Here is a 13,277-nt window from a genome sequence, read left to right as displayed (position 1 = left end):
GTTACTTACTTTTATAACATGAAAAAAAACATACTACTGCTTTCTGTTTTTATGATATTTTCAAACTTGAATAGTCAAGAAAATAAAAATCTAAAAACACAGCCTTCAAAATTTTTATCAAACTTTTATTACAGTGTTAATTTTGGTGGCATTTTTTATCCTTTTTCTAATGATAACTTAATTGAAGGCTATAAAACGGAAACCTTTAGTAGAAACTATTTTTCTGGGAAACTAGGTTTTGGCTACAAAATAGACAAAAACTTAGCGTTGCAATTTGGTGTTATAAGACCTGCTTCTTGGTTTAAATATGACAATGTAAATAATATTGGTTATTATAGAAGTGTGTGGATTAATGCTTGGTATTTATCACTCAAAAAAAACATCAACTTAACTAAAAAACTATCCTTTTTTGGAGAACTTGGTGCAGCAAATGTTACAAGAAGTGGTTTTTCTATTGAAGATAAAGTAATTTATGACGATGCTCATTTTGGAAGCTTACTCTATGGTTTTGGATTCAATTACCAATTAAATGACCGATGGAAACTAGCCTTAAACGGAACATTTTTCCCGAAATCAGACAAACACAATCAACCTTCTATTTCACAAACCTCTGTTGGGTTTGAATATCATATTCAAAAAATACCCGATGCATTGGCTTTAGAATATGAAAATGATGAAAGATATTTCTTTCCAAAAAACATTTTACAAGTAAGTTACGGAACCAGTAAAATTGGTTTTGGTGCAAATAAATTTTTCGGAATGAGTTTAAAAGTTGGTAATTTCGAAAGTTTCGGAATTCCGGTTTTTTGGGTTGGTGATGTAAAAGCAGAAAACTCATTTTCTATCACCTACCAAAGATTGGCTTTTAGAACACAAAAACTTTTTTCTCTAGATTGGGGTGTAAGTGTTACCGCTTTTAACACAGAAGCCACCAATACAAATGTGTTTGCGTTTTCTATTTTCCCTACTATGCGTTTTTATTTAATGCGAAGAGATGATTTTGACATGTACACCAATTACTCTTTAATTGGCCCCACTTATTTAACAAAAAGTAACATAGATAATTTAGAAACAGGACCAAAAATCACGTATCAAGATACGATGGGTTTAGGCGTTTTCTTTGGAGAAAAAAGAGCTTACAACGCAGAACTTAGAATTATGCATTACTCTAACGGAAATATTTTTACTAAAAATTCAGGTGTTGCAATTCCTATCCAATTTACAATTGGAAAAACATTTTAACATCAACATCAAATCAATTTAAAAATTTATACCTCAAAGAAATAAGAATTGTATTTTTGAAGCGAATATGCAAAGAACAACTCGCACTTTTTCTGTTGATAATACTATTGAGTTCAAAAACAATTTATTGTCTTGGGCACAACAATTTGAAACGGTTATTTGGTTAGATTCTAATAACTATCATCAGAAATACTCTAGTTTTGATGGGGCTTTAGCTGCAGATGATTTTACTTCTATAAAAACAGATTATTACAACGCTTTTGAGAAATTAAAGGAGTACCAAACCATTACCAAAGATTATCTTTTTGGTTACATCACCTATGATGTTAAAAATGATGTTGAGCAACTTTCTTCCAAGAACTTTGATGGTTTAGATTTTGCCGATTTGTATTTTTTTCAACCCAAAAAGCTTGTTTTTATCAAAGGGAACTCTGTAGAGTTTCATTATTTAAGAATGGTTGATGATGAAATTGAAAGTGATTTTGATGAGATTTCTAAACTGTCAATTCAAACTCAAACGAACGATTTAGAGGATACGCAAGAACTCGACCAGAATCAAACAGACAGTAGGGAAGAAAATATCAAAATAAAACTAAGGATACATAAGGATGAATACCATGCAAAAGTAACCCAGGTTTTAGATCACATAAAAAAAGGAGATATTTATGAAGCTAATTTCTGTCAGGAATTTTATGCAGAAAATGCAACGATAAACCCAGTTGAAGTTTATAAACATCTAAACCAAATTTCTGAACCTCCCTTTGCCTCTTTTTTAAAGTTAGATGACAAATATGCCTTGTGTGCTTCACCAGAAAGATATATAAAAAAAGAAGGCACTAAAATAATTTCTCAACCAATAAAAGGGACAGCAAAAAGATTGGTCAGCGCATTTGATGACGCACAATTAGCTTTAGATTTAACGCGAGACGAAAAGGAACGTGCAGAAAATGTAATGATAGTAGATTTGGTTAGAAACGATTTATCTAAAACTGCAAAAATAGGCTCTGTAAAAGTAGAAGAATTATGCAAAGTGTATTCTTTTAAGCAAGTACATCAATTAATTTCTACGGTAGTTTCTGAAGTAGAAGAAAACACACACCCAATAGACGTACTTCAAAGTACCTTTCCGATGGGAAGCATGACCGGAGCTCCAAAAGTTTCTGCAATGAAAATTATTGAGAATTTAGAAGAAACAAAACGCGGCTTATACTCTGGAACAATTGGATATTTTACACCAGATAATAACTTTGACTTCAATGTTATTATAAGAAGTATCTTATATAATGAAGCAGAAAAATATATTTCGTATTCTGTTGGTGGCGCTATTACAGCACAATCTGTTGTAGAAAAAGAGTACGAAGAATGTTTGCTAAAAGCAAAAGCAATGAAATTTGCTTTATTGAATTCTAAATAAAAAAACTTTACAATAATCCTAAAATAAAGATCAATAAACATGACAACATCTAAGCAAACATCTACTTTATTCTTAATTGGGTTATTATTTATTTCACACATTTCAATCGCTCAAAATCAAAAAATTACTTACGGAAATCCATCTGAAGTTGGTATGGATTCTCTTTACATGTACACCAAAGTAGATTCCATTATGAAATTTGGAATACAGCAAGAAGCATTTCCTGGCGCACAAATTCTAGTGGTAAAAGACAGTAAAATCATTTTTAATAAAGCCTACGGTTTTCATACCTATGACAGCATCCAAAAAGTAAGTTTAGATGACATTTATGATTTAGCCTCTGTTACTAAAATTACAGGACCTTTGCCCGCACTAATGAAGCTTCATAGTGAAGGGAAATTAGATTTAGACAGTCCTTTTAGTAAGTATTGGACACCTTGGCAAAATAGAAAAGATAAAAAAGAGCTTACCGTTAGAGAGATTTTAGCACATCAAGCAGGACTAACTCCTTATATTATTTTTTTAAATGAAGTTTTAAAGAAAGATGGCAAAATCAAAAAAAGATTTATCAAAAGTAAAGCTAGCAGAAGATTTAAAAATGAAGCTTACGAAGGTCTTTATGTTAAAAACAGATTTAAAAATAAGGTCTTTAGACAAATTAATAGATCTGAAGTTTCTGATGTAAAAAAATACAAATATTCTGGCTTAAGCTTTTTAATTTACCCTGACTTAATCAGTCAAATTACTAAAGAGGATTATTCTGAGTATCTCCAAAACAATTTTTACAGCCCATTAGGAGCTACCACTTTAGGATACAGACCAAAATCTAAGAATTTTAACAACTTAATTGTACCAACAGAAGTAGATGATCTTTTTAGAAAAGGACTTACAAGAAACTGGGTTCATGATGAAAATGCAGCTCTTTTAGGTGGGATTTCTGGTAACGCAGGCTTGTTCGGTACCTCATTAGATTTGGCAAAAATTATGCAGATGTATACCAATTACGGCATCTATGATGGAAAAAGATATATTTCTGAAAACACCTTACGAGAGTTTACCAAAATTCAATACCCAGAAAATGAAAACAGAAGAGGTTTAGGATTTGACAAACCTTTAATTGACAATGCTAAATTATCTATAAAAGAAGCTTATCCTGCACCAGAAGTTAGTTCAGAAAGTTTTGGTCATAGTGGTTTTACCGGAACGTTTGTTTGGGCAGATCCTACAAATAATTTAGTTTTTATATTCTTATCAAACAGAGTATATCCTAATAGAGATCACAGAAATATATACAATCTAAATATAAGACCAAAGCTACAGCAAGTGTTTTATAAAGCAATAAAAGACAATCAATAATTTTATTAAAATTTACGTTATGATTCCGAATCAAGAAGAACTTTTTAGAAAAACATTAGACAGTTTAAACGAAAAACCAACAGAACAAAATATGTTTAACATGTTTTTAAAGTTGTACCCAGCAGAATGGAAAGCATTAAAAGTTACCTTTTCTAAATTTAATAGAAGTAAACAGTTTGGTAAAACAATTCCGTTACCTAAACCAGAAGTTTCTATAAGAAAAGAGATTCGAGTTTGGTTAAATAAACAATAAAATGTTTGATTTTATAGGATGTATTTTAGATACCTATTTAGACATTAAGCATTGGTTTAACACAAAAAGAAGAAGAAAGTATGAGAAAGAAAATAACCTGCCAAAAAGTATTGTTTGGCATCCATTGACAAAACCATTGTTCATTTTCTTTATCATTATTATCCCTGTTATCTTCCTATTTTCATTCTTCATTTTTAAAAATGAGAATCAGAGAAAGACAACAAAAAGAATGCTGGAAATTTCTAAACTTTTAGAATCAGAAAAAAAGCAGTTTGGTAAATTTCCATCAGCATTAAAAAGAGATTATTAGAAATAATCCTTTAAGAAATAATTTGACCACGGATTATTGGAAATCTACTTTTGTATATACACCATCTAAAGATGGACAAAATTATCAATTAATTTCTTTAGGAGGTGATGGAGAATTGAATACAAAAGACGATATCCAATACTCTTCAAATTAAATGATACTATCACATATAAAATTGTTATTTTTGAGGTACAATGCTAAAAAAACTCGCGAACCACATAAACCAAAATCTTCCTTTTTTAAAGGATAAAAAACTATTAATCGCCATTTCTGGCGGAGTTGACTCTGTGGTTTTAACACATCTTTTATCTACGTTAAAGTTTGATATTTCTTTAGCACATTGCAACTTTAATTTAAGACCAATTGAATGTGATATAGATGAGGAGTTTGTAAAAAATTTAGGAAAGAATCTAAACACCAAAGTTTTTACAATTCATTTTAACACAACAGAATTTGCCAAAGAAAACAAACAATCTACACAAATTGCTGCAAGGAACTTACGCTATGATTGGTTTAATGAACTGATTGAAAAACACCAATTCGATTATATTTTAACAGCTCATCATGCAGATGATAATTTAGAAACTTTTCTTATTAATTTAACGCGTGGTGCTGGTTTAGATGGCTTAACAGGCATTCCAGAAATTAACGGAAATATTGTACGTCCGCTTTTAAAGTTTTCTAGAAATGACATATTAACATTTGTAAAAGAAAACAACATTTCTTGGAGAGAAGATAAAAGCAACGCCTCTACAAAATACATCAGAAATAAAATTAGACATCAAATAGTTCCTATTTTAAAAGAAATCAACCCAAGTTTGTTAGAAACTTTTGATAAAACCACAGCTCATTTAAAAGAGAGTCAGCAAATCGTTGAAGATAAAGTTGATGAAATTTCTACAAAAACAACAGTAACAGTAGATAATATTTTAAACATTGATATTTCTAAAATTGAGAAATTATCAAATCCGAAGGCCTATTTATACCAACTTTTAAAAGACTATAATTTTACAGAATGGAATGATGTTTCTAATTTACTTTCTGCACAATCTGGCAAACAAATTCTATCTAAAACACATACATTATTAAAAGATAGAGGTTTTTTATTACTATCTAAAAAAGATTTCTCGACTGCACTCGAAATCACAACCGAGATAGACGAAAATACAACCTTAATTACCAAACCTATTCATTTAAGGTTAGAAAACGTACAAGAAAAATCAACAGAAAATAAACAAACCATTTATGTTGATAAACATAATTTACAGTTCCCTTTAAGACTTAGAAAATGGCAAGATGGAGATTTCTTTTATCCTACAGGAATGAACGGAAAAAAGAAACTAAGCAAATATTTTAAAGATGAAAAATTCTCGCTTTTACAAAAACAAAACACTTGGTTACTCTGTAATAATGACAATGCCATTATTTGGGTTGTAGGACACAGAAAAGACAAGCGTTTTGATAAAAAAAAAGAAACAAACACACTTTTAAAAATCTCAACGAAAAATTAAATAAAGAAAAAAGAAATATGAAAAAAATAATACTATTAATAGCCTTTACAACCATATTATCTTGTAAAACAGAAGTTGAAAAAAAGATAGATTATGCCGTTATTTCTGGTAAAATTGAAAATACAGATTCTAAAAAAGCTGCAATTTACAACCAATATACTATGAAAAAAATAGCTGATCTTACCATTGCAGAAGATGGTACTTTTAGTGACACATTAAAAACAGCTACAGATTTTTATGCACTTCGTCAAGATAAAAACTTAACAGATGTATATATCCCAAAAGGAAGTATTTTAAAAATTGAATATGATGCTACAAAGAAAGATTCTACGGTACAGTTTAGCGGAAGCAACAGTGCTATTAATCAATATTTGTCTGACAAAGTATTTGTTACAAAAACGACAACAGGAGATCAAAAAGAAATGTTTCTAAAGGATGAAGCTGATTTTAAAGCACATTTATTAAAAATAAAAACAGCAGAAGAAGATTTGTTAATGAAAACGAAAGCTATTTCTGAAAATTTTAAAAACAATGAACTTAAAAACATTAAGTACACTTACTTATCTACTTTAAACAAATACGAACTTTATCATGGTTACTATTCTAAAGATAGAAGTTTTAAAGCTTCAGAAAACTTTTTAGATGAGTTAAAAAATATCGATTTAGAAAATGAAAACGATTTTATTTTTTCTAAAGGATATCGAAGTGTTGTAGAGAATGCCATAGGAACCGATGCAACAGCATTAGCAAAAAAAGATTCTATAGCAGATGATATTGCGTACTTAAAATTGACTGCAAAAATTAAAAATGATAAAATAAAAAACAAATTATTGTATGACGCTGCTAAATACGGAGTTACCTACACAAATGATTTGGAAACATATTACGCCATTTTTTCTAAAAACTCTACCAACGAAGAAAACAACAAAGAAATAACAACGGCTTACAATAAATTAAAGGCTTTGGCTACAGGAAGTCCTTCTCCAAAATTTGTAGATTATGAAAATTACGCAGGCGGAACTACTTCTTTAGACGACTTAAAAGGAAAGTATTTATACTTAGATATTTGGGCAACTTGGTGTGGCCCTTGTATAGCAGAAATACCTTCTTTAAAGAAACTAGAAAAAGAATATCACAATAAAAACATTGAATTTATAAGTATTTCTATCGATAAAATGAAAGACCATGAAAAATGGAAAGAAATGATTGTTGATAAAGACTTAAAAGGACTACAATTATTTGCAGATAATAATTGGGAATCTAAATTTATAGAAGACTACCAAATAAAAGGGATTCCACGTTTTATATTGATTGACCCTAAAGGAAATATCGTGAATGCAAATGCTCCAAGACCATCTGACAAAAAACTAGTAGAAACGTTGCAATCTTTAGAATTATAAGGATTAAAATCTATGCGACAAGTAGCATTTTTTATCCATTAAAGAATGCTACTCTTCGCATGGATTTAAAAAATTATTTTTGTTTAAATAAAAAACAAAAAACTACATTAAGTAACAGAAAATAAACAATTCACTAAAAAGGAATAGAATTTATATCGTTTTCGCAAATAAAAACACGATTATTCATTAAAAAGTAGGTTTAATCATTTCCCTTTTTCGTAATTTTAATCCCGTAAAATCATAAGAAAATGAACAATTTACCTAAGCTAGATAGATTTAATGAAAACGTACTGTCTAAATATCAGATTTACAACAGTATTTTCACAACGCTACCTTTTGACACCATAGACGATACTGGGGTATTATTACCTCTTTTACATAAAGTTTGTAACAAAGGTTTTAAATTAGGAAAAAATCCTACAGAAATTGTAGAGCACTTTTTTAATAAATACCAAGACGAACCTACAGAAAAAGAAAAATCAGATTTACTTTTCCGTTTTATTCAATTTATAGAACGTCAAGTAGTTTTATTTGATGCTGTAGAAGATGCTGCCTACCCTATTGTAAATAATATGGATGGTTTTGGAACCTTAAGAAACTCTAAAGAGCAAGCGCTACTTAGTAATAAAAAGGACGAATTAAAAGCACATCTAGAAGATTTTAAAGTACGTATTGTATTAACAGCACACCCAACACAATTTTACCCAGGGTCTGTTTTAGGTATTATTACAGACTTAGACAGAGCAATTCAGAATGATGATTTATTACTAATTAGAAAATTATTAGCTCAATTAGGTAAAACGCCTTTCTATAAAAAAGAAAAGCCATCTCCTTTTGATGAAGCTGTAAGTCTAATTTGGTATTTAGAACACGTATTTTATCACTCTGTACCTAAAATTTACAACTACATTCAACATCATATTTATGATGGAGAGCCAATAGAAAATGAAATTATAGAACTTGGTTTTTGGCCTGGTGGAGACAGAGATGGTAATCCATTTGTAACTACAAAAATTACGTTAGATGTTGCAGAAAGATTGCGTCAAACAATTTTAAGAAACTACTATAGAGACATCAGACGTTTAAAAAGACGTTTTACTTTTGATGGTGTGCAAGAAATTTTTGCAAAACTAGAAAAAAGACTTTATAAGCACGTTGTAAGAAGTTATACCAAAGTTAACTTTTCTCAAAAAATCTTATTAGATGAACTATATGCTGCAAGAGAAATTATTGTTAACAAGCATCAATCTTTATTTGTAGAAGAATTAAATGATGTTATCAATAAAGTCAGAATTTTTGGTTTTCACTTTGCAACCTTAGATATTAGACAAGATAGTAGAGTACACCATAAAGCATTTACTCAAATTGTAGAAGATTTATTAAAAACAGGAGATACTACTTTCCCTAAAAACTATTTAAATCTTTCTGAAGAAGAGCAAGTAGACATTTTATCTGTTGTTAAAGGAAGTATTGACCCAAGTATTTTAACAGACGAAACTTCTGTTAAAACCATTGAGTCTATTTATGCCTTAAAAGAAATTCAACAAAGAAATGGAGAACGTGGCGCAAACCGTTACATTATTAGTAACAACCAAAGTGCTTTACACGTAATGCAAACTTTTGCAATGCTAAACTTATGTGGTTTTGAAAACGAATTGCCAATAGATGTAATTCCGCTTTTTGAAACTGTAGAAGATTTAGAAAACGCAGAAGATGTAATGAGAACTTTATACTCTAATAAAGTTTACAGACACCATGTTGCCAAAAGAAAAAACAAACAAACAATTATGTTAGGTTTTTCTGATGGAACAAAAGATGGTGGTTACTTAATGGCTAACTGGGGTATTTTTAAAGCAAAAGAAGCTCTAACAAGAATATCTAGAGAATTTGATATTGAAGTAATTTTCTTTGACGGACGTGGTGGACCACCAGCTCGTGGAGGAGGAAAAACACACCAATTCTATGCTTCTTTAGGCCCAACAATAGAAGATAAAGAAATACAATTAACCATACAAGGACAAACGATTAGTTCTAACTTTGGTACCTTAAATTCATCTCAATACAACTTAGAGCAGTTGATTAGTTCTGGTATTAAAAATGATGTTTTTACCAAAGATCAATTAAATGATAGCCATAGAGAATTAATAAACGATATGGCCGCTACAAGTTACCAAACGTATGTAGATTTTAAAAATCACGATAAATTTTTACCGTATTTAGAAAAAATGAGTACGTTAAAATACTATGCAAAAACCAATATTGGAAGTAGGCCAAGTAAACGTGGTGGATCTGACAAACTTGACTTTTCTGCACTAAGAGCAATACCTTTTGTAGGAAGCTGGAGCCAGTTAAAACAAAATGTACCTGGTTTCTTTGGTGTTGGTACTGCACTTAAAAAATATGAAGATGCTGGTAGGTTTGAAGAAATAAAAGAGTTTTACCACGCTTCAGACTTCTTTAGAACATTACTAGAGAACAGTATGATGAGTTTAACCAAATCTTTCTTTGGGCTAACTTCTTATATGGCAGATGATGAAGAGTTTGGTGAATTTTGGAAAGTAATTTTTACAGAATACGAAACGTCTAAAAGACTACTTTTAAAACTTACTGGAGAGTCTGAATTAATGGAAAGTTTCCCTGTTGGAAAAGCTTCTATAGAAATTAGAGAACAAATTGTATTGCCATTATTAACAATTCAGCAATTTGCTTTAAAGAAAATTCAAGAACTTCAAAAAACTGGCGGAAGCGCAGAAGAAATTGAAATATATGAAAAAATGGTAATGCGTTCTTTATTTGGTAATATCAATGCAAGTAGAAATTCTGCTTAAAATAATATCAAAAAATAATTTATATTTAAAATGCACTCAACTTATGAGTGCATTTTTTTTTGTGATATTAAAGTAGTATTTTTATAAAGTAAAATTACGTACTATGAAAAAATACAATTTCTTACTTTTAACTTTATTTGTTGGTAGTTTTTGTTTTTCACAACAACAAACTACGAACAATAATTTTATTCCAGTTAGTATTTACACCTCTTCTTTTCAGCTTACAGCTGATGTTAATCCTTCTTACACTTCAATTAATAAGGATTTAAACTTCAAAAAACAGTATAAATTTTCAACGATTTCTTTTGAAGAAATTGATGATAACCAATTTTTAATTTCTGATAAAAACCTGAGTACAAAAGCTACTCGATTTATTTATGATGACTATAAAAGTTATCGAGATGAATACCTTTTAAAAGGTTTTTTACAAAAAAATGATCCTACACGATGGGATCCTATTAATTTTAAGCAACCAAACCTTAATTAATTTTCTTTATCTTTAGAAAAAAGAAAAAGAATGCTTGTAAAAGTCTATGGCTCTGCCGTTTTTGGTATTGAGGCAACCACCATTACCGTAGAAGTAAATATTGACAAAGGTATTGGCTACCATTTGGTAGGTTTACCAGACAATGCAGTTCGTGAGAGTTCTTATCGAATTTCTGCCGCACTTAACAACAATAATTACAAACTTCCTGGTAAAAAAATTATTATCAATATGGCTCCCGCCGATATTAGAAAAGAAGGTGCATCTTATGATTTAACTTTGGCTGTTGGAATTTTAGCTGCATCAGCACAAATAAAATCTGAAGCTATTCATGAATACATTATTATGGGCGAACTCTCTTTAGACGGAAGCCTACAACCCATAAGAGGTGCTTTACCAATTGCCATAAAAGCAAGAGAAGAAGGTTATAAATATTTAATTCTCCCAAAGGAAAATGCTAAAGAAGCTGCCATTGTAGATGATTTAGAGGTTTTAGGAGTCGAAAATATTTTAGAAGTTATCAATCATTTTAATGAGGATAAAAAAATTGAACCAACCATTGTAGATACAAGAGCTGAATTTTATAAAAATATAGATTTTCCAGAGTTCGATTTTTCTGATGTAAAAGGACAAGAATCTATAAAACGATGCATGGAAATTGCTGCTGCAGGCGGACATAATATTATTTTAATTGGTCCTCCAGGATCTGGAAAAACGATGTTAGCAAAGAGATTACCATCTATTTTACCACCAATGACGTTGCATGAAGCATTAGAGACTACAAAGATTCATTCTGTGGTTGGTAAAATAAAAAAGGAAGGTTTGCTATACCAACGTCCTTTTAGAAGCCCACATCACACAATTTCGAATGTAGCTTTGGTCGGCGGCGGACAATACCCAAGACCTGGAGAAATTTCGTTATCGCATAATGGTGTTTTGTTTTTAGATGAATTACCTGAATTTAAAAGAGATGTTTTAGAAGTTATGCGTCAACCTTTAGAAGACAGAGAAGTTACTATTTCTAGAGCAAAATTTACAGTTACCTACCCAAGTAGTTTTATGCTGGTGGCAAGTATGAACCCGAGTCCGAGTGGTTTTTTTAATGACCCAAGCAGCCCGATGACTTCTTCTCCACAAGAAATGCAACGTTATTTGAGTAAAATATCAGGACCTTTATTAGACAGAATTGATATTCATATAGAAGTAACTCCTGTTCCGTTTGCAAAATTATCTGAAGAACGCAAAGGAGAATCTAGTGTAGACATCAGAAAACGAGTTACGGAATCTAGAGAAATACAGTCTGAGCGATTTAAAGACTTTGAAAACGTACATTATAATGCACAAATGAGTGTAAAACAGATTCGTGAATTCTGTAAATTATCACCAGAAAGTTTAACTCTTTTAAAAACTGCTATGGAAAAATTAAACCTTTCAGCCAGGGCTTATGATAGAATATTAAAAGTATCCAGAACAATCGCAGATTTAGCAAACTCTAAAGATATTTCTCCAGATCATATTGCAGAGGCAATACAATACAGAAGCTTGGATAGAGATGGCTGGTTGGGGTAAATAATTAACTTTTTTTATTCTTAATATAAATATTATAAAGCAAACCAAACATAATTAAAAAGACACCTAACAAGGTCCATAAATTATAGATTTCCCCAAACCAAAAAGCACCAATAGCAATCATAAAAACCACTTCTAAATATTTTAAAGGAGCAATTACATTTGTTTCGTGAGATTGTAATGCTTTGGTCATATATAATTGACCAACATAACCAAAAACACCTAAACTTAATAACAGTAACCATTCTAATGAATTAGGGTTTTTCCAGTTATTGACAGACATAATACCTCCAAAAACAAAAGCCATTACCATAAAGTAATTGATAATTACTAATGGATTTTCTGTATCTCCAATTTTACGAATTACTACAAAAATTACACCTAAAGAAATTGCAGATAAAAGAACTAATACTATTCCAATAGAATCTACATCTACTCCAAAACCTTTAATAACCAAAACCCCTGTAAATGATAATAAAAACAAAAACCATTGAACTGGCTTTATTTTTTCTTTTAAGAAAATAAGTGCTAAAATAGCAGCAAAAATAGGAGAAGTATATCTTAATGAAACCGCCGTACCAATTGCTAAATAATTTAAAGCCTGAAAAAAAGTTGTTAAGGAAATTACTCCTGCAAGCCCTCTAATAAACAACAGTTTTTTATTGTTACCCAGAATAGGAATCTTCGCTTTTAAAATTAATGGCACCGTAAAAAACAAGGTACCAATAGATCTAAAAAACACAATTTGATAGGCACTAAAATCATTTAAATATTTTACAACTGTATTCATTAGTGAAAATGCAATGACACTAAAAATCATATAAAAAATTGCCTTTGAGCTTTTCATAAAGAAGTACTTGTACTGTTTAGATTATAAGGGCACAAAAATAAGATTAAAATAAGGAAAACT

The 13,277-nt window shown here is 30.2% G+C and carries 12 protein-coding genes; 11 read left to right on the top strand and 1 reads right to left on the bottom strand.

All coding sequences use genetic code 11. The features are described 5' to 3' along the window. Positions 1 to 18 precede the first annotated feature (18 nt). The 11 genes from WG945_RS11895 (at position 19) to WG945_RS11845 (ending at position 12,367) form a co-directional block, all read left to right on the top strand. Positions 19 to 1,242, top strand: coding sequence for an acyloxyacyl hydrolase (locus tag WG945_RS11895; RefSeq protein WP_231874610.1), 1,224 nt, complete (start codon positions 19 to 21; stop codon positions 1,240 to 1,242). A gap of 67 nt (positions 1,243 to 1,309) precedes the next feature. Then, the gene (locus tag WG945_RS11890) at positions 1,310 to 2,656 is read left to right on the top strand and encodes an anthranilate synthase component I family protein (protein ID WP_068449266.1); all 1,347 of its coding nucleotides are present in this window, start codon (positions 1,310 to 1,312) and stop codon (positions 2,654 to 2,656) included. A gap of 39 nt (positions 2,657 to 2,695) precedes the next feature. Then, complete coding sequence (locus WG945_RS11885) at positions 2,696 to 4,012, top strand: serine hydrolase domain-containing protein (protein ID WP_068449264.1); 1,317 nt, start codon at positions 2,696 to 2,698, stop codon at positions 4,010 to 4,012. Between the two features lie 19 nt (positions 4,013 to 4,031). Next, positions 4,032 to 4,265, top strand: coding sequence for a hypothetical protein (locus tag WG945_RS11880; protein ID WP_068449261.1), 234 nt, complete (start codon positions 4,032 to 4,034; stop codon positions 4,263 to 4,265). A gap of 1 nt (position 4,266) precedes the next feature. After that, positions 4,267 to 4,575: a hypothetical protein gene (locus WG945_RS11875; protein WP_068449259.1), complete on the top strand. Its 309-nt coding sequence runs from the start codon at positions 4,267 to 4,269 to the stop codon at positions 4,573 to 4,575. 22 nt (positions 4,576 to 4,597) lie between these two features. Next, on the top strand, positions 4,598 to 4,729 hold the full coding sequence (locus WG945_RS11870) for a type II secretion system protein GspG (protein ID WP_197482071.1): 132 nt from the start codon (positions 4,598 to 4,600) through the stop codon (positions 4,727 to 4,729). A 40-nt stretch (positions 4,730 to 4,769) separates the two neighbouring features. Next, on the top strand, positions 4,770 to 6,086 hold the full coding sequence (tilS, locus tag WG945_RS11865; RefSeq protein WP_068449257.1) for a tRNA lysidine(34) synthetase TilS: 1,317 nt from the start codon (positions 4,770 to 4,772) through the stop codon (positions 6,084 to 6,086). Between the two features lie 17 nt (positions 6,087 to 6,103). Next, positions 6,104 to 7,486: a TlpA family protein disulfide reductase gene (locus WG945_RS11860; protein ID WP_068449255.1), complete on the top strand. Its 1,383-nt coding sequence runs from the start codon at positions 6,104 to 6,106 to the stop codon at positions 7,484 to 7,486. Between the two features lie 248 nt (positions 7,487 to 7,734). Then, positions 7,735 to 10,314, top strand: coding sequence for a phosphoenolpyruvate carboxylase (locus tag WG945_RS11855; protein ID WP_068449253.1), 2,580 nt, complete (start codon positions 7,735 to 7,737; stop codon positions 10,312 to 10,314). Between the two features lie 103 nt (positions 10,315 to 10,417). Next, on the top strand, positions 10,418 to 10,801 hold the full coding sequence (locus tag WG945_RS11850) for a hypothetical protein (RefSeq protein WP_068449251.1): 384 nt from the start codon (positions 10,418 to 10,420) through the stop codon (positions 10,799 to 10,801). A 30-nt stretch (positions 10,802 to 10,831) separates the two neighbouring features. Then, complete coding sequence (locus tag WG945_RS11845; protein WP_068449249.1) at positions 10,832 to 12,367, top strand: YifB family Mg chelatase-like AAA ATPase; 1,536 nt, start codon at positions 10,832 to 10,834, stop codon at positions 12,365 to 12,367. Positions 12,368 to 12,371: 4 nt separating this feature from the next. Here the strand turns inward: WG945_RS11845 and WG945_RS11840 are convergent, their stop codons facing one another. After that, positions 12,372 to 13,214, bottom strand: a complete 843-nt coding sequence (locus tag WG945_RS11840; RefSeq protein WP_262501937.1) for a DMT family transporter — start codon at positions 13,212 to 13,214, stop codon at positions 12,372 to 12,374. Positions 13,215 to 13,277: the final 63 nt, after the last annotated feature.

It is taken from the genome of Polaribacter atrinae (genome assembly GCF_038023995.1).
GTDB classification, from domain to species: domain Bacteria; phylum Bacteroidota; class Bacteroidia; order Flavobacteriales; family Flavobacteriaceae; genus Polaribacter; species Polaribacter atrinae.
The sequence above is the reverse complement of the archived record's forward strand: the minus strand, read 5'-3'. Positions and strand labels throughout refer to the sequence as shown.

Excerpts from the sequence above, each read along its gene's own strand:
- WG945_RS11860 (WP_068449255.1), top strand. The coding sequence starts at position 6,104 with ATGAAAAAAATAATACTATTAATAGCCTTTACAACCATATTATCTTGT.
- WG945_RS11855 (WP_068449253.1), top strand. The coding sequence starts at position 7,735 with ATGAACAATTTACCTAAGCTAGATAGATTTAATGAAAACGTACTGTCT.
- WG945_RS11875 (WP_068449259.1), top strand. The coding sequence starts at position 4,267 with ATGTTTGATTTTATAGGATGTATTTTAGATACCTATTTAGACATTAAG.
- WG945_RS11895 (WP_231874610.1), top strand. The coding sequence starts at position 19 with ATGAAAAAAAACATACTACTGCTTTCTGTTTTTATGATATTTTCAAAC.
- WG945_RS11845 (WP_068449249.1), top strand. The coding sequence starts at position 10,832 with ATGCTTGTAAAAGTCTATGGCTCTGCCGTTTTTGGTATTGAGGCAACC.
- WG945_RS11850 (WP_068449251.1), top strand. The coding sequence starts at position 10,418 with ATGAAAAAATACAATTTCTTACTTTTAACTTTATTTGTTGGTAGTTTT.
- WG945_RS11880 (WP_068449261.1), top strand. The coding sequence starts at position 4,032 with ATGATTCCGAATCAAGAAGAACTTTTTAGAAAAACATTAGACAGTTTA.
- tilS (WP_068449257.1), top strand. The coding sequence starts at position 4,770 with ATGCTAAAAAAACTCGCGAACCACATAAACCAAAATCTTCCTTTTTTA.
- WG945_RS11885 (WP_068449264.1), top strand. The coding sequence starts at position 2,696 with ATGACAACATCTAAGCAAACATCTACTTTATTCTTAATTGGGTTATTA.
- WG945_RS11840 (WP_262501937.1), bottom strand. The coding sequence starts at position 13,214 with ATGAAAAGCTCAAAGGCAATTTTTTATATGATTTTTAGTGTCATTGCA.
- WG945_RS11890 (WP_068449266.1), top strand. The coding sequence starts at position 1,310 with ATGCAAAGAACAACTCGCACTTTTTCTGTTGATAATACTATTGAGTTC.